Source organism: Streptomyces sp. NBC_00259 (genome assembly GCF_036181745.1).
Classification (GTDB): Bacteria; Actinomycetota; Actinomycetes; order Streptomycetales; family Streptomycetaceae; genus Streptomyces; species Streptomyces pratisoli.
The window spans coordinates 7,162,133-7,183,322 of the sequence record NZ_CP108080.1 but is presented as its reverse complement, the minus strand read 5'-3'; the positions used below and the strand labels follow the sequence as shown (position 1 = coordinate 7,183,322).

Annotated in this window: 18 protein-coding genes and 3 pseudogenes; 10 read left to right on the top strand and 11 right to left on the bottom strand. The window is 72.4% G+C overall.

All coding sequences use genetic code 11. From position 1 onward, the window contains the following. Positions 1-40 precede the first annotated feature (40 nt). Positions 41-1,063 (bottom strand): LacI family DNA-binding transcriptional regulator, encoded by a 1,023-nt coding sequence (locus OG766_RS32245; RefSeq protein ID WP_266385554.1) that lies wholly within the window; start codon positions 1,061-1,063, stop codon positions 41-43. A gap of 152 nt (positions 1,064-1,215) precedes the next feature. Between OG766_RS32245 and OG766_RS32240 the strand changes: the two genes are divergently transcribed. Further along, positions 1,216-1,953 (top strand): alpha/beta fold hydrolase, encoded by a 738-nt coding sequence (locus OG766_RS32240; protein ID WP_328726935.1) that lies wholly within the window; start codon positions 1,216-1,218, stop codon positions 1,951-1,953. A 22-nt stretch (positions 1,954-1,975) separates the two neighbouring features. On the opposite strand, the gene OG766_RS32235 is transcribed toward OG766_RS32240, so the two are convergent. Further along, positions 1,976-2,803, bottom strand: coding sequence for a TIGR02452 family protein (locus OG766_RS32235; RefSeq protein WP_266385560.1), 828 nt, complete (start codon positions 2,801-2,803; stop codon positions 1,976-1,978). A 136-nt stretch (positions 2,804-2,939) separates the two neighbouring features. Here OG766_RS32235 and egtA point away from each other — a divergent pair, with 136 nt between their 5' ends. From egtA to egtD, 4 genes are read left to right on the top strand one after another with little or no spacing between them, the layout of a single operon-like run. After that, positions 2,940-4,208, top strand: a complete 1,269-nt coding sequence (egtA, locus tag OG766_RS32230; protein ID WP_328726934.1) for an ergothioneine biosynthesis glutamate--cysteine ligase EgtA — start codon at positions 2,940-2,942, stop codon at positions 4,206-4,208. Continuing rightward, positions 4,205-5,518 carry an ergothioneine biosynthesis protein EgtB gene (gene egtB / locus OG766_RS32225; protein WP_328726933.1) on the top strand — a complete coding sequence of 438 codons (1,314 nt, stop codon included), beginning with the start codon at positions 4,205-4,207 and terminating at the stop codon, positions 5,516-5,518. The genes egtA and egtB overlap by 4 nt, the downstream gene beginning before the upstream one ends. Next, positions 5,518-6,273 (top strand): ergothioneine biosynthesis protein EgtC, encoded by a 756-nt coding sequence (gene egtC, locus OG766_RS32220; RefSeq protein WP_266385569.1) that lies wholly within the window; start codon positions 5,518-5,520, stop codon positions 6,271-6,273. Before egtB ends, egtC begins: the two co-directional genes overlap by 1 nt. Then, on the top strand, positions 6,270-7,232 hold the full coding sequence (gene egtD / locus OG766_RS32215; protein ID WP_266385571.1) for an L-histidine N(alpha)-methyltransferase: 963 nt from the start codon (positions 6,270-6,272) through the stop codon (positions 7,230-7,232). The genes egtC and egtD overlap by 4 nt, the downstream gene beginning before the upstream one ends. Here the strand turns inward: egtD and OG766_RS32210 are convergent. From OG766_RS32210 to OG766_RS32195, 4 genes and pseudogenes are all read right to left on the bottom strand, one after another. Continuing rightward, positions 7,127-8,086 carry a lysophospholipid acyltransferase family protein gene (locus tag OG766_RS32210; protein WP_266385572.1) on the bottom strand — a complete coding sequence of 320 codons (960 nt, stop codon included), beginning with the start codon at positions 8,084-8,086 and terminating at the stop codon, positions 7,127-7,129. The two genes, egtD and OG766_RS32210, sit on opposite strands and share 106 nt — an antisense overlap. Then, on the bottom strand, positions 8,083-8,862 hold the full coding sequence (locus OG766_RS32205) for a GNAT family N-acetyltransferase (RefSeq protein ID WP_266385575.1): 780 nt from the start codon (positions 8,860-8,862) through the stop codon (positions 8,083-8,085). The genes OG766_RS32210 and OG766_RS32205 overlap by 4 nt, the downstream gene beginning before the upstream one ends. 256 nt (positions 8,863-9,118) lie before the next feature. Then, positions 9,119-10,530: pseudogene (locus OG766_RS32200) on the bottom strand (cellulose binding domain-containing protein). Beyond that, positions 10,527-11,023, bottom strand: a pseudogene (locus OG766_RS32195) (family 20 glycosylhydrolase); the annotation flags it as partial. The pseudogenes OG766_RS32200 and OG766_RS32195, both read right to left, overlap by 4 nt. Between OG766_RS32195 and OG766_RS32190 the strand changes: the two are divergent. Together OG766_RS32190 and OG766_RS32185 are read left to right on the top strand one after the other, a co-directional pair. Beyond that, positions 10,987-11,634, top strand: a pseudogene (locus OG766_RS32190) (GntR family transcriptional regulator); the annotation flags it as partial. The pseudogenes OG766_RS32195 and OG766_RS32190 overlap by 37 nt on opposite strands. Before the next feature lie 24 nt (positions 11,635-11,658). After that, on the top strand, positions 11,659-11,883 hold the full coding sequence (locus OG766_RS32185; protein ID WP_266385579.1) for a dodecin: 225 nt from the start codon (positions 11,659-11,661) through the stop codon (positions 11,881-11,883). Between the two features lie 120 nt (positions 11,884-12,003). On the opposite strand, the gene OG766_RS32180 is transcribed toward OG766_RS32185, so the two are convergent. Next, a complete protein-coding gene (locus tag OG766_RS32180) occupies positions 12,004-12,495 on the bottom strand; it encodes a phosphatase domain-containing protein (protein ID WP_266385582.1) in 492 nt (163 codons plus the stop codon). Positions 12,496-12,552: 57 nt separating this feature from the next. On the opposite strand from OG766_RS32180, the gene OG766_RS32175 reads away from it, so the two are divergent. Together OG766_RS32175 and OG766_RS32170 are read left to right on the top strand one after the other, a co-directional pair. Next, a complete protein-coding gene (locus tag OG766_RS32175; RefSeq protein ID WP_266385585.1) occupies positions 12,553-13,602 on the top strand; it encodes an MsnO8 family LLM class oxidoreductase in 1,050 nt (349 codons plus the stop codon). Positions 13,603-13,612: 10 nt separating this feature from the next. Further along, entirely contained in the window at positions 13,613-15,967 is a 2,355-nt protein-coding gene (locus OG766_RS32170; RefSeq protein WP_266385588.1) for an excinuclease ABC subunit UvrA, read from the top strand. A gap of 21 nt (positions 15,968-15,988) precedes the next feature. Here the strand turns inward: OG766_RS32170 and melC2 are convergent, their stop codons facing one another. Together melC2 and melC1 are read right to left on the bottom strand one after the other, a co-directional pair. Continuing rightward, positions 15,989-16,816 carry a tyrosinase MelC2 gene (gene melC2 / locus OG766_RS32165; RefSeq protein WP_266385590.1) on the bottom strand — a complete coding sequence of 276 codons (828 nt, stop codon included), beginning with the start codon at positions 16,814-16,816 and terminating at the stop codon, positions 15,989-15,991. A gap of 17 nt (positions 16,817-16,833) precedes the next feature. Next, a complete protein-coding gene (gene melC1 / locus OG766_RS32160) occupies positions 16,834-17,259 on the bottom strand; it encodes an apotyrosinase chaperone MelC1 (protein ID WP_266385592.1) in 426 nt (141 codons plus the stop codon). Positions 17,260-17,630: 371 nt separating this feature from the next. Between melC1 and OG766_RS32155 the strand changes: the two genes are divergently transcribed. Next, positions 17,631-18,410, top strand: coding sequence for a crotonase/enoyl-CoA hydratase family protein (locus OG766_RS32155; RefSeq protein ID WP_266385594.1), 780 nt, complete (start codon positions 17,631-17,633; stop codon positions 18,408-18,410). 90 nt (positions 18,411-18,500) lie between these two features. On the opposite strand, the gene OG766_RS32150 is transcribed toward OG766_RS32155, so the two are convergent. Both OG766_RS32150 and OG766_RS32145 read right to left on the bottom strand, forming a co-directional pair. Beyond that, positions 18,501-19,247 (bottom strand): succinate dehydrogenase/fumarate reductase iron-sulfur subunit, encoded by a 747-nt coding sequence (locus OG766_RS32150; protein ID WP_266385597.1) that lies wholly within the window; start codon positions 19,245-19,247, stop codon positions 18,501-18,503. Continuing rightward, complete coding sequence (locus OG766_RS32145) at positions 19,244-21,190, bottom strand: fumarate reductase/succinate dehydrogenase flavoprotein subunit (protein WP_328726932.1); 1,947 nt, start codon at positions 21,188-21,190, stop codon at positions 19,244-19,246. Before OG766_RS32145 ends, OG766_RS32150 begins: the two co-directional genes overlap by 4 nt.

The following is a 21,190-nucleotide window of genomic DNA, read 5'->3' as shown; positions in this document are numbered from 1 at the left end:
AGCGCCCAGGGCCCTCGGGCCCCACGAGGTCACCGCGCGCTCAGGTGGACTCGCGCCGTACCACTGTCGCCCCCATCAGATCGTGCCGCTCCGGCGCACCGCCGGGCTCCCGCACCACGCGGTCCACGAGCTCCGCGAGGTACTGCCCGGTCACGAAGTCCATGCGCACCGTGCTGAGCCGGGGCCGCAGCAGCCGCCCCAGCAGCAGGTCGTCGGCGCCGATCACGGCGGTCTCGTCCGGGACACCGATCCCGGCGTCCTGGAGGGCACGCATCAGGAGCATGGCGTACTCGTCGTTGTACGCGTACACGGCGTCCGCGCCCAGCTGGCGCCAGCGCGCCGCGAGCGCCTCTGCGGCGCCCTCCTCGTAGGCGAGGGGGACGGCCCGTACGGTCGCTCCCGCCGGCTCGGCGGCCTGGCGGATCCCCGCGAGACGGGCCTCGGAGAAGAGGTCGAGGCCGGGCTCCTCCGGCATGATCACCGCGATCCGCCGGCGACCGCGCTCCAGCAGATGCTCCGCGGCTCTGGCGCCCACCTCACGCTGGTCCATGACCAGGGAGTGCGCCCCCTCGACGTGCCGCGGGCCGAGCGTGATCACGGCCTTCGCGCCGGAGCGCTTGAGCACCTCGACACCGTGGGGCGTCAGTGCGATCTCCCCGAGCGAGACGACCGCGACGGGCCGCAGCTCGGCCCAGGCACGGGCGGCGGTGTCGCCGTCGAGGCCCATGCTGCCGTACTGGACGACGGTGTAGTCCAGGCGTCGCAGCGCCCACTGGATCTCGTTGAGGAAGCGGCTGTACAGCGGGCCGACCGGGACCTGCCCGGTGGGCAGCAGCACCATGCGGGTGTGCCCGGCGCGCAGGCTGCGCGCCGCCGCGTGCGGCACATAGCCCAGCTCTTCCGCGGCCTCACGCACCCGGAGGCGGGTGGGTTCGCTGATGCGTACCGCGGAGGTGTTGTTCAGTACGTACGAGACGGTGGCGCGGGAGACCCCGGCCAGCCGGGCGACGTCGGCACTGGTCGGAACGGAGCGTTCTGCTGACTGTCTCGGTGTCTGGCTCATCGCGTTGCGCATCTTTCCAGACCGGTCCCGTCCGGGCTCTGGCGGTTGGCCTGAAGTGGATGCTAGACAAGGGTCGCACGCGTCACTGACACGAGTAACGACTGCTGGGCTCCGCATTCACCGCCCCGCTCCGCCGGCCGGAAGGCACCGACGTGCAGTTGCACACCCACACCTGGGGCGCGGGCGACCGCGTCGCGCTCCTGATCCACGGCATCATGGCCGACCATCGCACCTGGCGGAAGGTGGGGCCCGCGCTCGCCGACCGGGGCTACCGGGTCCTCGCCGTCGATCTGCGCGGCCACGGCCGGAGCGGCCGCGCCGCCTCGTACACCGCGCGGGACCACGCCGACGATCTGGCCGAGACCCTCCCTACGGGCGCCGACCTGGCCGTCGGGCACTCGCTCGGCGGGCTCACACTGTCCCTCGCCGTGGAGCGCCTCGCTCCACGGCGTGCCGTCTACTCCGATCCCGCCTGGCATCTCGGCACACCGGACAACGGCTTCGATCCCGCGCAGTTCGCCGAGTTCAGGTCGCTCGCCACCCGGGAGCGGATCGAGCAGCTCAACCCGCGATGGGAGCGGGAGGACGTCGACATCGAGCTGGCGACCCTCGCGGTGTGGGACGAGGCGTCCGCCTTCGGACTGGCCGGATCGGCCGGATCGGCCGGATCGGCCGGGTCGGGCGGGTCGAGCGGTGCGGACCTGCTGCCGGCGAAGCCGGTCGTGCCGTCACTGGTCCAGCGCGCGGACGGCAGCTCCCTGGTGTCCGCCGAGCAGGCCCGGATCCTCACCTCGCGCGGTTTCGAGGTACGTACGGTCACCGGCGCGGGGCACACGATCCACCGCGACGACTTCGGCGCCTTCATGGCGTCGCTGGAGGGATGGGTCTGACAGCAGGCGGCCGGAGGTCGGCTCAGACAGCCGCCGGGAACGCCTCCCGGAAGGCGCCCAGCGTGGTCCGGCCCGGTGTGCGGTCCAGGACGGCGAAGACGATCTCGTCGAAGTGTCCGGCGAACCGGCCGCCGTCGGCGAGCAGGGCCCTGAACGCTTCGGCGACCTGGGCCGGGTCGTTCCGGAACACCCCGCAGCCCCAGGCGCCGAGGACGAGTCGCCGGTAGCCGGTGGCGGCGGCCGTTTCCAGCACGCGCTCCGCCCTGGAGCCGAGGGCCTGCGGTATGCGGCCGGCCTGCTCGGGGGTGCGGCTGGCGATCACGCCCGCGTTGGGTGCGGGTGAGGTGAGGAAGCCCACCGTGTAGGGCGTGTCGAGGAGGCCGCCGCGGTCGTCCCGGAAGACCGGGACTCCGGGCGAGTGGATCACCCGGTCGGTGTAGAAGGGGCTCCGGTCTGCGCGGTGGTGCGCGTAGAAGCCCGGAGCGGTCAGCAGCGTGGTGTAGAGCGCGGAGGCCCGGCAGAGCGCCTCCTCCTGCGCCTGGGCGCCGTTGAGGAAGCCGCCGCCGGGATTGCGGGCCGAGGCGAAGTTCAGGACCGCGACGGGCCCGCCGCCCCGGGCCGTCATCCGCCGGGCAGCCTCCAGGCTGCTCTCCCCGGAGACCTCGCATACGCTGAAACGGTCCGTGTCGGGGACCACCGGCACGGGCTCGGGCCCGAACATCCGTGTCCCCTCGACCGCGGCGGACAGATCCCCGCCGATCGTCACCATGTGGCCGCCCGATGCCCGGTAGCGACCCGCTTCGACGATCTCCTGGGTCTGCCGCGCCATCCCCCGCAAACGTGCACTCATGCCCGAATCCTCGGTGATCACGAAGGGTGGCGGCAAACCTATTACGCCCCGCTTACGGCGCACAGGGGCACTCTTGTGCGAACCGTCGGCGGTGGCTTTAGGTGGACGGAACGCCATCGACAGGAGGAGATCGACCATGGCAGCACCCGGCTTCGGGGGGAGCGGCCCGCCGCTCACCGAGGACGACGCAGAAGACCTGCTCCGATGTATCTGCTTCAAGACGGGCCCGCCCCGCACCGTCGGAGTGGAACTGGAGTGGCTCGTCCACGATCAGCACCTGCCGCACCTGCCCGTCGCGGCCACCCGGCTCGACCGGGCCTTCGCGGGGCTGCGGACCCTGCCCCTGGCCTCGGCGCTCACCTTCGAGCCCGGCGGCCAGCTGGAGCTCAGCTCCCCGCCCGCCGCCTCGCTGATGGAGTGCATCGACTCCACCTCGGCGGATCTGGCCGCCGTCCGGACCGCGCTGGCGGGCTCCGGACTCGCACTGACCGGTCTCGGTCACGACCCCTGGCTCCCTCCGCGCCGACTGCTGCTTGAGCCGCGGTACGACGCCATGGAGGCGTGCCTCGACCGCACCGGGCCCGCCGGCCGGTCCATGATGTGCTCGTCCGCGTCCGTCCAGGTGTGCCTGGACGCGGGCTTCGAGGTGCCCGGCCCGCTGGGCCTCGGCCGGCGCTGGCAACTGGCCCATCTCCTGGGCGCGGTGCTGGTCGGCGCGTTCGCCAACTCCCCGTCCGGAGCGGGCAGACCCACCGGCTGGAAATCCACCCGTCAGGCCCTGTGGGCGGAGCTCGATCCGCGCCGGGCCCTCGCGCCGTCCCCGGACGCGCCGCCGCGCGAGGCCTGGGCCACGCACGTCCTGGACACACCGGTGATGTGCATACGTGCGCAGGAGGGGCCCTGGCCGGTGCCGGAACGGCTGACGTTCCGGGAGTGGATACGGTCCGGGGCGCCCCGGCCGCCCTCCCGCGCCGATCTGGAGTACCACATCACCACGCTGTTCCCGCCGGTACGCCCTCGCGGGCATCTCGAACTGCGCATGATCGACGCGCAGTCGGGCGAGGACGGCTGGAGGGTCCCGCTCGCCGTCACCATGGCGCTCTTCGACGATCCGGAGGCGGCGGAGACCGCGTACCGCACGGTCAAGCCGCTCGCCGAGACGGCAGGGCCGCTGCCCGCGCCGCGCAATCCGCTGTGGCAGGACGCCGCACGGTTCGGCCTGGCCGAGCCCGAGCTGCACAGCGCCGCCGTCACCTGCTTCGCCGTCGCCCTGGACGCGCTGCCCCGGTTGGGGGCGTCCACGGCCGTGCAGGACGCGGTCGCCGCGTTCCACGACCGCTATGTCCTGCCGGGCCGCTGTCCGGCCGACGACTTCACGCTCCTCAGCAAGGAGACCAGCTCATGAACGAGTCCCCGGTGGTGCCGGACGACGTGCTCAGGGAGCGCGCCCTGGAGGCGCTGACCACCGCACGGGCCCGCACCGCACTGCTCACGACCTGCGTCGACGACGACGAACTCACCGCCCAGCACTCGCCGTTGATGTCCCCCCTCGTCTGGGACCTGGCGCACATCGGCAACCAGGAGGAGCAGTGGCTGCTGCGGGCCGTCGCCGGGCGTGAGGCGATACGGCCCGAGATCGACTCGGTGTACGACGCCTTCGAGCACCCCCGCGCCGAACGCCCCACGCTGCCGCTGCTCTCCCCCGCCGAGTCCCGGACGTACGCCTCCGACGTACGCGGCCGGGTGCTCGACATCCTCGAAGCACACCCGCTGAGCGGCGGCCCGCTGGTCGATTCCGCGTTCGCCTTCGGGATGATCGCGCAGCACGAACAGCAGCACGACGAGACGATGCTGATCACCCATCAGCTGCGGCGTGGTCCGGCGGCCCTCGACGCACCCGAGCCGCCCGCCGGCGGCACCGCCGGCCTGCCCGCCGAAGTGCTGGTCCCCAAGGGTCCGTTCACGATGGGAACCTCGGCCGAGCCGTGGGCACTGGACAACGAGCGGCCCGCGCACCGACGTGACGTACCGGCGTACTTCATCGACACCACGCCCGTCACCAACGGCGCCTTCCAGGCGTTCATCGCGGAGGGCGGCTACACCGACGAGCGCTGGTGGGCGCCGGAGGGCTGGGACCAGATCCGCAAGCACGGCATCACCGCGCCGCTGTTCTGGCGGCACGAGGGCGGCCAATGGCTGCGACGCCGGTTCGGGGTGACCGAGCTCGTGCCCGAGGACGAGCCCGTCCTGCACGTCAGCTGGTACGAGGCGGACGCGTACGCCCGCTGGGCCGGGCGGAGGCTGCCGACGGAGGCCGAGTGGGAAAAGGCCGCACGGCACGATCCCGTCTCCGGTCGCTCGCGGCGCTATCCGTGGGGCGACGAGGACCCGACCGCGACGCGGGCCAACCTGGGCCAGCGGCATCTGCGGCCCGCGGCCGCCGGGGCGTACCCGGACGGTGCCTCGCCACTCGGGGTGCGGCAGCTGATCGGCGATGTGTGGGAGTGGACGTCGAGCGACTTCCTGCCCTACCCGGGCTTCGTGGCGTTCCCGTACCGCGAGTACTCGGAGGTGTTCTTCGGCCCCGGCCACAAGGTGCTGCGGGGTGGTTCGTTCGCCGTGGACCGGGTGGCGTGCCGAGGGACGTTCCGCAACTGGGACCTGCCGGTGCGCCGGCAGATCTTCTCCGGTTTCCGTACCGCCAGGGACGTCTGATGTGCCGTCACATCGCCTTCCTGGGGCGGCCGACGGCACTGGGCGAGCTGCTGGTGGAGCCGCCGTACGGACTGCTGCGGCAGTCCTGGGCGCCGCGCCGGCAGCGGTACGGCACGGTGAACGCCGACGGTTTCGGCGTCGGCTGGTACGCACAGGGCGATCCGGTCCCGGCCCGCTACCGCCGTGCCGGGCCGGTCTGGGCCGACCAGTCCTTCGCGGACCTCGTCCGGGTGGTCCGCAGCGAGGCGCTGCTGGCCGCCGTGCGGGACGCGACCGAGGCGGGCGCGGACGGTGAGGCCGCGGCCGCTCCGTTCGCCGCGGGGCCGTGGCTGTTCAGCCACAACGGCGCCGTCAGGGGCTGGCCGGGCAGCGTCGCGCCGCTCGCCGCCGCGCTGCCCGCCGCCGAACTGCTGTCGCTGGAGTCGCGCTGCGACTCGGCGTTCGTCTGGGCGCTGGTGATGCACCGGCTCCGGGACGGCGACGAGATGGGCGAGGCGCTCGCCGGGACCGTCCTGGAGGTGGCGGCCGCCGCCCCCGAGTCCCGGCTCAATCTGCTGCTCACCGACGGTGTGACGATCACCGCGACCGCCTGGGGCGACACGCTCTGGTATCTGGCCGGCCCCGGCCGGAGCACGGTCGTGGCCTCGGAGCCCTACGACGACGACCCCCACTGGTGCGAGGTGCCCGACCGCACGCTGCTCGTGGCCACCGGTACCGACGTACTACTGACCCCGCTCAAGGAGCCATCCGCGTGAGCCCGTTCCAGCTGACCCGCACCCTGCCCGAGGACGCCACCGGCGCCGCGCTGCGCACCGATGTGCTGCGCGGCCTGACCCGTACCCCCAAGGAGCTGCCGCCCAAGTGGTTCTACGACGCCCGCGGAAGTGAGCTGTTCGAGGAGATCACCCGGCTTCCCGAGTACTACCCGACCCGCGCCGAGCGGGAGATCCTCGTGGCCCGGGCCGCGCAGATCGCGGCGGCGACCGACGCCCGCACCCTGGTGGAGCTGGGCTCTGGTTCGTCGGAGAAGACCCGGTATCTGCTGGACGCCCTCGACGGGCTGCACAGCTATGTGCCGGTGGACGTCAGCGAGAGCGCGCTGACCGGGGCGGCCCGGTCACTGCTCGCCGAGCGTCCGGACCTCCATGTCCACGCGCTGATCGCCGACTTCACCCGGGTGCTGGCCCTGCCGGAGACACCCGGGCCGCGGCTCGTCGCGTTCCTCGGCGGGACGATCGGCAATCTGCTGCCGGCCGAACGGGCCGCGTTCCTGAAGTCCGTACGGGCCCTCCTCGCGCCGGGGGACGCGCTGCTGGTCGGCACGGACCTGGTGAAGGACGAGCGGGTCCTGGTCGCGGCGTACGACGACGCGGCCGGTGTCACCGCCGAGTTCAACAAGAACGTGCTGGCGGTGATGAACCGGGAGCTGGGTGCGGACTTCCCTGCGGACCGGTTCGAGCATGTCGCCGTGTGGAACGCGCGGGAGGAGTGGATCGAGATGCGGCTCCGGGCGCGGGAGGCGGTGAGCGTGAAGATCCGCGAGCTGGACCTGGTGGTGCCGTTCGAGGCGGGTGAGGAGATCCGTACGGAGGTGTCGGCGAAGTTCCGTCAGGAAGGGGTGCGTTCCGAACTCGCGGATGCCGGGATGAAGCTGGTCGAGTGGTGGACGGACGCGGAGGGCAGGTTCGCGCTGTCCCTGTCGACGGCGGTCTGACCGGGGATCGCCGCACGCACGAGGTGCGGGGCGGCGGCGTGGTTGCCCGCCGTCGTCCCGGCCACGGCGCGCTGTGCGGCGCGGGCGAGTGAGCGGCGGTCGGGGTGGGCGCCCGCGGGGACCGGCGGCAGGAGCGTGATCTCCGCGGTGAGCCCGGCGGCCGTCGCGACCCGCCAGAGCGAGGTGGCCAGCGGATCGTCGCCGACGAACGCCGCGGCACCGACGGGACCGTAGCTGATCCGTACGGGCTGCACGGTCGCCCCGGCGTCGATCGCCGCCTGGAACGCCGCGTGCCGGAAGCGCCCCTTCTCCCGGCCGCACCAGGTGGACCCCTCGGGGAAGACGATCACCCGTGCGCCGGACCGGAGCGCCTCGGCCATGACCCTGACAACCCCGGGCAGGGCGCGCAGTCTGTCCCGGTCCACGAAGACCGTCCCGCCGAATCCGGCGAGCGGCCCGAGGACGGGCCACTGCCGCACCTCGCGCTTGGCGAGCATCCGCCCGGGCAGCACGGCGGCGACGAGCGGGATGTCCAGCCAGGAGATGTGGTTGGGGACGACGAGCGTGCCGGCCGCCGGGTGCTGCCCGGTGCCCGGCGCGCTCGCGGGCACGGGACCCGTGATCCGTATCCGTACCCCGAAGGCCCGGATCACGGTGCGGCACCACATCCCGACCAGCCGGGCACGGCCCCGCGGGCCGAGCGGGATCGCCAGCGGGGACAGGACGACGCCCGCGAGGACCGCCGACGCGCCCGCGATCAGCCGCAGGACGGCGGTGAGCCGCCCGACGGTCGGCCACTGCGAGCTCGCGCAGCCGGCCGGGGTGCAGGGCGCGGTGGGAAGCCAGACGCTCATTTCACCGGCGCCAGAGAGAGGAAGTGGCGCAGGTAGCGGGGGTTGGTGCGGCGCAGCGACAGCAGGACGTACAGGTCGGCGACGCCGAAGTCCGGGTCGTGGGCGGGCGCGCCGCACACCCAGGCGCCGAGGCGGAGGTAGCCCCGCAGCAGCGGCGGGAGCTCGGCGCGGCCCTCGGGGCGGGCGATGCCGTCGGCGCTCCAGAGCTTGTGCGGGGTGACCCAGTACTCCTCGGGGGCGAGGTGCTTGGCCTTGACCGTGTCCCAGGTCCCGGCCGCGAGCGTGCCGCCGTCGGCGAGCGGGATCGAGCAGCAGCCGGACAGCCAGGTGTGGCCGGTGCGGGTCATGTAGCGCGCGAGACCCGCCCAGATGAGGGCGATGACGGCGCCGTTGCGGTGCGCGGGGTGGACGCACGAGCGGCCGACCTCCACGAGGTCGTCGCGGATGGGCTCGAGCCGGGCGAGGTCGAACTCGGTCTCGGAGTACAGCCGGCCCGCGACCTTCGCGCGCTCGGGCGGCAGCACCCGGTAGGTGCCGACGACCTCGCCGGTGTCCTCGTGGCGCACCAGGATGTGGTCGCAGTACGCGTCGAAGGCGTCGATGTCGAGGCCGGGCTCGGGGCCCTCCAGCCGGGCACCCATCTCGCCGGCGAACACCTGGTGGCGCAGCCGCTGGGCGGCCCGTACGTCGTCCTGGTCACGGGCGAGGGACACCACGTAACGGGGTTCGGCGGCGGTCATGAGCGGGGCCGGGACGACGGCTGGCGATGCGGGCATGGCGGTCTCCTTGCCGGACGGTGGGGACGGACCGCGCCTGCGGCGGTCCGGCACCTAACTAATTCCGTGACCGGCTGGATTCGACATGACGGGGGTGCGGAGTGTGGATGTGCGCCATCTGAATGACGGGCGACCGCGGACGGCAAGGGGGTCACCGGAGCCTCACGTGACCGCCGGGCACCGTGCGATCAGCCGCTTGCTCCGTGCCACCGGGCGGGCAAGGGGACACCTCGCCCGCCCGGCCCGGGGCACCCGGTCACTGGCTCGCGGGCACCGTGTCCTCGAAGGCCGTGCCGGCCGACCGATAGGCGGCGACCTTGGCCGCCACCTGCGCCGGGGTGAGCACCTGGTCCTTCACGTGCAGCACGTAGTCGACCTTCTGGTCGTAGGCGCGCGGTGTGGTGCTCGGCTGTCCCGCCAGGTCGATCAGCCAGTGGTTGAAGTCGATCGACATCGGCCGCTCGGGCAGGTACGTGTGCCGGCCGAACTCCTGCCCGTCGACGTAGTAGACGATGCCGTTGTTGTCGATGGTGAAGACCAGGTCGTGCCAGCCGGCGTAGCTCGCCCGGACCTCGGAGTGCTGGTTGACGGCCTCCCAGGGGTCGGCCCGGTAGGTCTCCCACGAGGTGGAGTAGAGGATGCTGGACGGCTCGCCCCAGCCGCCGTTGGGCAGGTACTCGAAGTCGTACTCGGCGTAGTCGTCCGCCATCGGCGCCTTGAGGTCGTTGATGGTGAAGAACGTCTGGACGAGGCGGTCGCCGTCCGGGCCGCCGTTCTTGGGCGTGTCGGAGAACTTGACGCGCGCCGGGTACGTGCCGTTCTTGAACTTCGTGGCGCGGGTGAGGACTTCGGTCATCTCCGTCGACTGGGCCGCACCCGCCGTGGACGTCTCCAGGTTCATGACCGAGTTGGTCCCTCCAGGGCGAAGGTGACGTTCTCGGGGGCCCAGGTGGCGCCGGGCACCCCGGGGCCGCCGGAGTTGGACCGTACGCTCCAGCCGTGGGCGCTGATCGCCGGGTCGGTGTGCGAGGTGTCGGCGAAGTCGTCGAAGAGGGCCGCGCCGCCGGTGGGCGGCGGGTCGGTCGGGTCGGTCGGATCGGGGTCGGGGGCGTTGCCCGCGGGTGCCGTGCCCCAGACCAGGCTGCCGCCGACGGTCGCGGTGACCTTCGTCCAGTCCCCGTACGCGGTCTGGGTGGGCCCGAAGGAGTAGTCGTCGCTCTGGACGAGGGACTGCCAGTTGGAGCGGTGGAAGCGCAGCTGCATGTCGCCGGTGTCGGCGCCGGGGGCGAGGCTGCCTGCGCCCGCGGTGAAGCCGATCTCCAGATAACGGTCGGCGGTGGCGGTCGGGTTGGCGAGCGTCCCGAAGGTGCCGGTGATGTTGGCGCAGCCCTTCACCGCCCAGGAACAGGCGTAGGTGTACGAGGCGCCGGCCTCGGCCTTGAAGTAGTAGCGGAGCTTGACCTGGCCCAGCGGAACGGAGGCGGAGCCGGTGTTGACCACCTTGAACCAGGGCTCGGCCTGGTCGCCGCCGGTGGAGCTCTGCCGGTACTGGACCTTGACCTGCTCACCGCCTGCCGCCGCGGGCACCGCGGTGAGCGTGGCGCAGCCGACGCCGGCGACGAGGGCGGCGGCGAGGGCCGCGCGTATCCGGGTGCGTCTGACGTTCATGAGCTGTCCTCTCCTGAGGCGATGGTGGGGGGCCGGCGCGGCACACCGAGGGTGTCGAGCCGGACGCGGTGGTGGTGCAGCCGCTCCTGGAAGCCGGGCCAGTCGCGGCGGCCGGACCAGGCGTTCTCGGCGAGGGCGCACAGCCGGGGGAAGGACAGGTACTCGGCGTGCGCGGGCGTGGGCACGTACTCGGTCCACAGCTGGGCCTGGGTGCCGAGGACGCGGGCGGCGGCCTCGGGTTCCCAGTCGGCGGGGGCGGGTTCGGTCCCGTGGACGGTGCGCAGGTCGACGATCCCGCCGGGCTGGCCGGGCGGTTCGCCGGGGTCGTCGGACTGCGGGTAGTCGAGATAGGTCAGCGGTACGGCGCCATGATCACGTCGTGGCCGCGGCGTGCGGCGGTGAGACCGTGGGCCGCGTCGCGCCAGGTCAGGACGGTGAAGCCGGCGGGGAGGTCCTCGCCGGTCTCGGTCCAGCCTGGTCGCCACCGGCCGGCTCGTGCGCGAGCACGGGCGCGGGATGTTCGTCGCCCCCGCCAAGATCACCCAGGAGCTCGTCGCCGAGGACCGTCCGGGGACGGCCCCGCGGGCTCCGGGTGCGTGGACCAGCCGGGTCCTGGAGCTGCGCGACGTCCGGGCCGGCGCCCGCGTCGGGCGCAGGCTCCGGGTCTCTTCCGCCACCGCCCTGGTGTACGTGGCACGGCTGCGGCTCGTCGACGGGGCGCCGATCGCCCTCGAGCACCTGCACATCCCGGCGGACCTGGTCCCGGGCCTGTCGCCGGAGCAGATGGAGGGCGGGTTCTACGCCCATCTGCGCGAGCGCCTCGGGATCCGCCTGGCGCACGCCACGCAGTCGATCGAGCCGACCGTGCTCGGCGAGGACGAGGCGCGGCTGCTCGACGTGCCGGTGCTCTCTCCCGCGCTGCTGTTCGACCGCGTCACCGTCGACGCCTCGGACCGGCCCGTGGAGTACGTCCGCTCGCTGTACCGGGGCGACCGCTACCGCATCGTGTCGCGGCTGGCCGTGGGCCGGGACGACGGCGGGCGGCCGGTGGCCGACGCCTCGCGCGCCTCGGCGTGGTGGGGCAACGTGGAGGGGAACCACTGACACGGCCGAGAGGAATGCGATCCCATGTCCCACCACACCTACCGGGTCACTGAGATCGTCGGCACCTCGCACGAGGGCGTCGACCAGGCCATCCGCAACGGCATCGCCCGCGCCAAGCAGACGCTGAGGAGCCTCGACTGGTTCGAGGTGACGCAGGTGCGCGGCAACATCGCGGACGGCGAGATCGAGCACTACCAGGTCGGCCTGAAGGTCGGTTTCCGCCTCGAGGACGCAGAGGGCGACGTCTGAGGCACCCGCGTCCGAGAGGGCGTAGGGCAGACGCATCCAAGGGCGTGAGGCATCCACGTCCGGGAGCGTGAGGCATCCGCGTCCGGGAGCGTGAGCACCCGCGTCCGCGGGCCTGAGGCGCTACGCCTCGGCCCAGCGGGCCCGCACCACGCGGAAGCCCGCACGTTCGGCGGCGTCGCAGACGAGTTCGTCGTCGTCCACGAGCATGCGGATCTCGCGGCTGCGGGCGAGGCGCCGCAACGTGTCCAGCTTGGTCGTCCGGGCGGGGCGGCGGTCGTCGTTGCGGCGCATCCAGATGCGGCCCGTCGGCAGGCCGTGCCGTTCCAGCCACGCCACGGTGTCCGCCCGGCAGCGCTCCGGCCGACCGGTCAGGTACACGACTTCGCACTCCACCGTCGCCTCGGCCACGATCCGCAGGCCCTCGGCGAGCGGTGTGTCGTCGGGTGCGGCGGCGAAGAACCCCGCCCAGTCGCGCGGCCTGCGCTCCAGGAAGTGCTGGCGGTGGCCGTTCCCCGCGAGGGTGCCGTCCAGGTCGAACACGGCCAGCGGCCTGCTGCCCCGGCCTGTCTCACGGCCGGGCTCGCGGCCCGTCTGCGTCGTCGCTTGCGTCACGCGCCCCAAGCGTAGGGCCTGCGGGAATCATCATGGCCCCCACCTGTTGAACGGTGTATGAGCTCAGTGATCGCTTCGACCCGGTTCTCCGTACTGGACCGCTCCCGCACCCGTGAGGGCCAGGACGCCCCTCAGGCGCTCCGCGGCACCGTCCGGCTCGCACAGCAGGTGGAGGAGCTGGGCTTCCACCGCTTCTGGGTGGCCGAGCACCACGGGGTGCCGGGCGTGGCCGGTTCGGCGCCGACGGTGCTGGCGGCCGCGGTGGCCGCCGCGACGTCCACGATCCGGGTCGGGACGGGCGGGGTGATGCTGCCCAACCACCAAACCCTGGTGGTGGCCGAGCAGTTCGGCGTACTGGAGTCGCTCTTCCCGGGCCGGATCGACATGGGCCTCGGCCGCTCGGTGGGGTTCACGGGCGGCGTCCGCAGGGCGCTCGGGCGCGAGAAGGACGACGCCGAGGACTTCGCGGGGCAGCTGAGCGAGCTGCTGGGGTGGTTCGAGGGATCACGGGGACCGCGGGGCACACGGCGAGCGCATCCGCAGGTGCACGCCCATCCCTCCGAAGGGCTGCGGGTGCCCCCGTTCGTGCTGGCCACCGGTGAGGGCGCCGGGATCGCCGCGGCCGCCGGGGTGCCCCTGGTGATCGGCGACCTGAAGGGCCGGGACCGGCTGTCGGCGGCCGTCGAACGGTATCGCGCGGAGTTCCGCCCCTCCGTGTGGGCGGACGAGCCGTACGTCGTCGTGGCGGGCACCGTCGCGGTCGCGGGCAGCGAGGAGGAGGCGAGGCGGCTGCTGGTGCCGGAGGCGTGGGCGATGGCGTACTCCCGCACGCACGGCACGTTCCCGCCGCTCGCGCCGGCCGGGCGGATCGAGGCCGCGGCGATGACCGCGAAGGAGCGGGAGTTCTACGAGTCGGGGCTGCGCGGCCCGATCCACGGCACGCAGGAGCAGGTCAAGGAGGCGCTGGAGGCGGTGATCAGCGACACCGGCGCGGACGAGGTGCTGGTGACGACGAGTACGTACGACCGCGCCGCACTGCTGGACTCGTTCCGCCGTCTCGCCCTGCTCGCGGGGCTGACCAGCGCGGATGTCCCGGCCGCTGCCTAGAATCCGCGGTATGCAAGGCCCCCACGATCCCTACATCCGCGTCCGCGCCGCCCGCGAGCACAACCTCAGGAACGTCGACGTCGACATTCCCCGGGACGCCCTCACCGTCTTCACCGGCGTCTCCGGGTCGGGCAAGTCCTCGCTCGCCTTCGGCACGATCTACGCCGAGGCCCAGCGGCGCTACTTCGAGTCCGTCGCCCCCTACGCGCGCCGGCTCATCCACCAGGTGGGCGTACCGAAGGTCGGCGAGATCACCGGGCTGCCGCCGGCCGTCTCCCTGGAGCAGCGCCGCTCCTCCCCCACGTCGCGCTCCTCCGTCGGCACGGTCACGACGCTCTCGAACTCGCTGCGGATGCTGTTCTCGCGGGCCGGCGCGTACCCGGAGGGCGCCGAGCGGCTCGACTCCGACGCGTTCTCGCCCAACACGGCGGCCGGGGCCTGCCCCGAGTGCCACGGTCTCGGGCGGATCCACCGCACCACCGAAGAGCTGCTGGTGCCGGATCCCGCGCTGTCGGTCCGGCAGGGAGCGATCGCCGCGTGGCCGGGGGCCTGGCAGGGCAAGAACCTGCGCGACGTCCTGGACGCCCTCGGGTACGACATCGAGCGGCCGTGGCGCGAGCTGGAGCAGAAGGACCGCGACTGGATCCTGTTCACCGACGAGCAGCCGGTGGTGACGGTGCATCCGGTCCGCGAGGCGGGCCGTATCCAGCGGCCGTACCAGGGTACGTACATGAGCGCCCGGCGCTATGTGCTGCACACCTTCGCCGATTCCAAGAGCCGGACCCTGCGCACGAAGGCCGAGCGTTTCCTGACGGCCGAGCCGTGCCCGGTGTGCGGGGGCAGCAGGCTGCGGCCGGAGGCGCTCGCGGTGACCTACGCGGGGCGGACGATCGCCGAGCTGGCGACACTGCCGCTGACCGAGCTGGCCCGGGTGCTGCACGAGGGCCCCGGTGACGAGCCGGCGCGGGTGCTGACCGCGGATCTGCTGGCCCGGATCGCCACGGTGACCGAACTGGGTCTCGGCTATCTGAGTCTGGACCGCGCGGCGCCGACGCTCTCCAGCGGGGAGCTTCAGCGGCTGCGGCTGGCGACCCAGCTGCGGTCCGGGCTCTTCGGTGTCGTGTACGTGCTCGACGAGCCGTCGGCCGGGCTGCACCCGGCGGACACGGATGCGCTGATCGTCGTTCTGGACCGGCTCAAGGCGAGCGGCAACACGGTCTTCGTGGTCGAGCACCATCTGGAGGTGGTGCGGCACGCGGACTGGCTGGTCGACGTGGGGCCGCGGGCCGGTGAGCACGGCGGCCGGGTGCTGCACAGCGGGCCCCCCGAGGGGCTCGCCGAGGTGGCGGAGTCGGCGACGCGCCGCTTCCTCTTCGAGGCGGGCGCGGGGCCGCGGCGGGCGGTGCGCGAGCCGTCCGGGCACCTCGTCCTCGGGCCGGTCACCCGGCACAATCTGCGCGGTCTCACGGCGCGGCTGCCGCTCGGTGTGTTCACGGCGGTCACCGGTGTGTCGGGCTCGGGGAAGTCGACGCTGGTCGGCGCCATCACGGAGGAACTACCGGGCGTGGAACGGCTGGTGACCGTGGACCAGAAGCCGATCGGCCGCACGCCCCGGTCCAATCTCGCCACGTACACGGGGCTCTTCGACGTCGTACGCAAGCTCTTCTCCGCCACCGACGAGGCCCGGGCACGCGGCTACCGGGCCGGGCGGTTCTCCTTCAACGTGGCCGGCGGTCGGTGCGAGACCTGCCAGGGCGAGGGTTTCGTGTCCGTGGAACTCCTCTTCCTGCCCAGTACGTACGCGCCGTGCCCGGAGTGCCACGGGGCCCGCTACAACCCGGAGACCCTCGAAGTGCGGCACGGCGGGCTGACCGTCGCCGAGGTGCTCGATCTGACCGTGGAGGCCGCGGCGGAGGTCTTCGCCGGCACCCCGGCGGCGCTGCGGAGCCTCGGGGCACTGCTGGACGTCGGCCTCGGCTATCTGCGGCTCGGCCAGCCGGCGACCGAACTGTCCGGCGGCGAGGCGCAGCGCATCAAGCTCGCCACCGAGCTGCAGCGGCAGCACCGGGGCCACACGCTGTACGTCCTGGACGAACCGACCACCGGACTGCATCCGGCGGACGTGGAGGTGCTGATGCGCCGGCTGCACGATCTGGTCGACGCCGGGCACTCGGTGGTGGTCGTCGAGCACGACATGGACGTGGTGGTGGACGCCGACTGGGTGCTGGACCTGGGCCCGGGCGGCGGGGACGAGGGCGGCCGGATCGTGGCGGAGGGCACCCCGGCGGAGGTGGCGCGGGCGGCGGGGAGCCGCACCGCGCCGTATCTCGCCACGACGCTCGGCCGCGCGACACGCACGACCTGACGGCGCGGGTCCCGTGGTGGGTCAGGCGGCCGTGTCGTACGTGTAGTGCGGCGTGTGGTCCAGCATGTCCGCCGGTGTCACGTCGTTCCACGGGCGCATGGTGTCGCGCAGGTCCACGACGTCGGGTGTGCCGGCGGCCGGGAGGTACGGGGAGGCGGGGTGGCGCTGCTGCCACTGGGCCCAGAGCTTGTCGATGAACGCGTGGTGGAGCCAGAACACCGGGTCGTTCGGGGAGACTCCGGTCGCCATCTGGCCGCCGACCCAGACGTGCACACGGTTGTGCAGATTGACCCCGCGCCACCCTTCGAGGTGGTTGCGGAAGCCGTCCGAGGCGCTGTTCCACGGCGGTGCGTCGTAGGTGGACATGGCGAGGACGGAGTCGGTCTCGGCCTTCGTCGGGAGCTGCCGCCCGCCGGAGCCGAGGGCGCGCCGGAGGTAACCGCGGCCGTCGACGCGGACGTTGATGTTCCAGCCTCCTGAGGCGGCCGCGAAGGGGCCGTCCATGACCTGTCCGTCCCGGGCGCGGCCGGTGCCACCGAGGAAGTCGGCGGCCCAGAGCGAGGAGGCGGTGGTGCGGTCGGCGGTCCAGTCCCAGTACGGGAGTGCCACGGTCGGGTCCACGGACTGCAGGGCCTGCTCGAACTGGATGAGGAATCTGCGGTGCCACGGCAGGAACGACGGCGAGCGGTGGCCCACGCGGTCGCTGGTGTCCGTGTCGCTCATGATGAAGGCGTTGTGGGTGGTGACGAAGGTGTCGTACTGCCCGTTGCGCTTGAGGGCGAGGAGGGCGTTGACGAAGCGTCGCTTCTCGTCGGCGCTGAGCTGGGCCTGGTTCTTGCGTATGGTCATGGCGGTGGTGCTCCGGATCAGACGAGGGCGAGCGGGACGAGGGCGGCGCCCTGGAGTTCGGTGACGGCGGCGCGGGCCAGGGCGCGTGGCGTGGCCTGCGGCTCGTAGTGGTTGATCACGCTGATCCAGGTGCCGTCCGCGTTGCGCATGACGTGGAGCTCCTGGCCGTCTATGCGGACGGTGTAGCCGCCGCCGTGGCCTCCGTGGTCGCCGCCGCCTCCGTTGCCGCCCCCATGACCGCCTCCGTGGCCGCCGTCGTGCGACGGCCCACCCTGTATACGGCGGCCCTTGTAGACCTCGTCGAAGGAGCCGGGCGTACCGGGCTCGTTCTGCGGATCGGCCGCGGCCTGTGCCGCGCCGCCGTAGGCGGCACCGGCGACGGCGAGGCCCGTGGCGGCACCGGCGGCCGCGCCCAGGGCCTGGCGGCGGGTGATTCCGGACATGCGTTACCCCCAAGTGGATGTGGTCGTACGGCGGTTCCGCTGGTCGGTCGGTACCGCCGTCGCCATGCCTACCGCCCGGTCGGCAATGGGCAGAAATCGCCGGGAACGGGTTGGCCGCCATACGGACATGTCGCCACACACAGTGCAGAGTTGAACAAGGCCGATCTTGCGGTCCGCGCACTCCCCCGGACCTCCGAACGTGAAGTCCGGGCCCGAATGTGACGATCACGTGAAAGATCTTCACAATGTGCGTGTCGTGCGTGCCGGGCGTCACAGGGAGAATCTGGCCTGAACATATGCCAAGGGCAGCGTCGGCCGCCTGGTCGCGCGACCATGTCCCGTGCCAGGCCGGTCACCGAGGAGGGCGAACGATGAACGACGACAGTCCAGCCGTACGGACCGAACGTGACGGCCCCGTGCTCACGGTGGTCCTCAGCCGCCCCGAGGTGCGCAACGCGGTCGACGGCCCGACGGCCGCCCTGCTCGCGGACGCGTTCCGCCGCTTCGAGGCGGACGAGGAGGCGGCGGTCGCGGTGCTGTGGGGCGAGGGCGGTACGTTCTGCGCGGGCGCCGACCTCAAGGGCATCGGCACCGAGCGCGGAAACAAGGTCACCGCCGACGGCGACGGGCCGATGGGTCCCACCCGGATGCGGCTGACCAAGCCCGTCATCGCCGCGGTCTCCGGGCATGCGGTGGCCGGCGGACTGGAACTCGCGCTCTGGTGCGATCTGCGGGTCGCCGAACAGGACGCGGTCTTCGGGGTGTTCTGCCGGCGCTGGGGCGTACCGCTGATCGACGGCGGCACGGTGAGACTGCCGCGGCTGATCGGCGAGAGCCGCGCCATGGACATGATTCTCACCGGCCGGCCCGTCCCGGCCGCCGAGGCGCTCGACATCGGGCTCGCCAACCGGCTGGTGCCGACCGGCGACGCCCGCCGGGCCGCCGAGCGACTCGCCCGGGAGATCGCCGCGTTCCCGCAACTGTGTCTCCGTCACGACCGGCTCTCCGTACGCGAACAGCACGGCTTGACCGAAGCGGACGCGCTGGCCGGCGAGTACCGGCACGGCCTGGTCCCGCTCACCGCCGGGGAGACCCAGGAGGGCGCGGAACGCTTCGCGGACGGCGCGGGCCGCCACGGGTCGTTCACGTGACGACACATCCCGGCGACCGGACCCGCCGGCTCCGGCGTCCGCAGACCCGCCGGCTCCGGCGTCCGGGGGCCGGCCGGCTCCTCGTCGGCCCTACCGGTTGACCTTGCGCGTCGCCCGCAGCCATTCCCGGTTCATCGCCGCGATGGACGGCAGCGGGATGCCCTTGGGGCACGCGGTGGCGCACTCACCGGTCAGGGTGCAGCCGCCGAAGCCCTCCTCGTCCATGGCCGCGACCATGTCGAGCACCCGGGTCTCGCGCTCGGGGGCGCCCTGCGGCAGCACGTTGAGGTGGTTGATCTTCGCCGAGGTGAAGAGCATCGCCGAGCCGTTGGGGCAGGCCGCGACGCACGCGCCGCAGCCGATGCACTCGGCGTGTTCGAAGGCGGTGTCGGCGTCGGCCTTGGGGACCGGGGTCGCGTGGGCCTCGGGGGCGGCGCCGGTCGGCACCGAGATGTAGCCGCCGGCCTGGATGATCCGGTCGAAGGCCGAGCGGTCCACGACCAGGTCCTTCACCACCGGGAAGGCGGAGGCACGCCACGGCTCGACGTCGATCGTGTCACCGTCCTGGAACGACCGCATGTGGAGCTGGCAGGTGGTGGTGCGCTCGGGGCCGTGCGCGTCGCCGTTGATGACGAGCGAGCAGGCACCGCAGATGCCCTCGCGGCAGTCGTGGTCGAAGGCGACGGGGTCCTCACCGCGCAGGATGAGTTCCTCGTTGAGGGTGTCGAGCATCTCCAGGAACGACATGTCCTGCGAGATCCCGTCCACCTCGTAGGTGGCCATGGCACCGGGGGTGTCGGCGTTCTGCTGGCGCCAGACGCGCAGTCTGAGCTTCATGCGTAGCTCCGCTGGGTGGGGTGGACGTACTCGAAGACGAGGTCTTCCTTGTGCAGGACGGGGGCTTCGCCGGTGCCGGTGAACTCCCAGGCGGCGGCGTACGAGAACTCCTCGTCCCTCCGCTCCGCCTCGCCGTCGGGGGTCTGGGACTCCTCACGGAAGTGGCCGCCGCAGGATTCGCTCCGGTTCAGCGCGTCGAGACACATCAGCTCGGCGAGCTCCAGGTAGTCGACGATGCGGTTGGCCTTCTCCAGCGACTGGTTGAACTCCTCGCCGGTACCGGGAACCTTGATCCGGCGCCAGAACTCCTCGCGGATCTGCGGGATCCGGTCCAGGGCCTTGCGCAGCCCCTCCTCGGTGCGGGCCATTCCGCAGAACTCCCACATCAGCTCGCCGAGTTCACGGTGGAAGGAGTCGGGCGTACGGTCGCCGTCGACGGCGAGGAGCAGCTGGAGCCGGTCCTCGGTCTCGGCGAGCACGTCGGCCACCACGGGGTGCGAGGCGTCCAGGGCGTCCAGGTGCGGGCTGCGGGCGAGGTAGTCGTTGATGGTCGACGGGAGGACGAAGTAGCCGTCGGCGAGTCCCTGCATCAGCGCGGACGCGCCGAGGCGGTTGGCACCGTGGTCGGAGAAGTTGGCCTCGCCGATCGCGAAGAGGCCGGGGACGTTGGTCTGGAGGTCGTAGTCGACCCAGAGTCCGCCCATCGTGTAGTGCACGGCGGGATAGATCCGCATCGGCACCTCGTACGGGTTCTCCGCGGTGATCCGCTCGTACATGTCGAAGAGGTTGCCGTACTTCTCCTCGACCTTGGCCCGGCCCATCCGGCGGATGGCGTCGGCGAAGTCGAGGTAGACGCCCTGGCCGCCGGGGCCGACTCCCCGTCCCTCGTCGCAGACGTTCTTCGCCGCCCGCGAGGCGATGTCGCGCGGCACGAGGTTGCCGAAGGAGGGGTAGATGCGCTCCAGGTAGTAGTCGCGCTCGTCCTCCGGGATCTCGTTCGCCGGACGGGTGTCGCCCTTCGCCTTCGGGACCCAGATCCGTCCGTCGTTGCGCAGCGACTCGCTCATCAGCGTCAGCTTGGACTGGTGGTCGCCGGTGCGCGGGATGCAGGTGGGGTGGATCTGGGTGAAGCAGGGGTTGGCGAAGTAGGCACCGCGCCGGTGGGCCCGCCAGACGGCGGTGGCGTTCGAGTTCATGGCGTTCGTCGACAGGTAGAAGACGTTGCCGTAGCCGCCGCTGGCCAGGACCACCGCGTCGGCGAAGTAGGTGTCGATCCTCCCGGTGATCAGATCGCGGGCCACGATGCCCCTGACCCGCCCGTCGACGACGATCAGGTCGAGCATCTCGGTGCGCGGATGCAGCTCGACGTTGCCGGCCGCGATCTGCCGGGACAGCGCCTGGTAGGCGCCGAGGAGCAGCTGCTGGCCCGTCTGGCCACGGGCGTAGAAGGTCCGGGAGACCTGGACACCGCCGAAGGAGCGGGTGTCGAGGAGGCCGCCGTACTCGCGGGCGAAGGGCACGCCCTGGGCGACGCACTGGTCGATGATCTCCACGGAGATCTGGGCGAGCCGGTGGACGTTGGACTCGCGGGCGCGGAAGTCGCCGCCCTTGACGGTGTCGTAGAACAGGCGGTGGACGGAGTCGCCGTCGTTGCGGTAGTTCTTGGCCGCGTTGATGCCGCCCTGGGCGGCGATCGAGTGGGCGCGGCGCGGTGAGTCCTGGTAGCAGAACTGGACGACGTGGTAGCCCTGCTCGGCGAGGGTGGCTCCGGCGGAGCCCCCGGCGAGGCCGGTGCCGACGACGATGACGGTGTGCTTGCGGCGGTTGGCCGGGTTGACCAGCTTGGCCTCGAAGCGGCGGCGGTCCCAGCGCTCGGCGATGGGGCCTTCGGGGGCCTTGGTGTCGGCGACCGGTGCACCGGTCTCGTACTCCAGGAAGGTCAT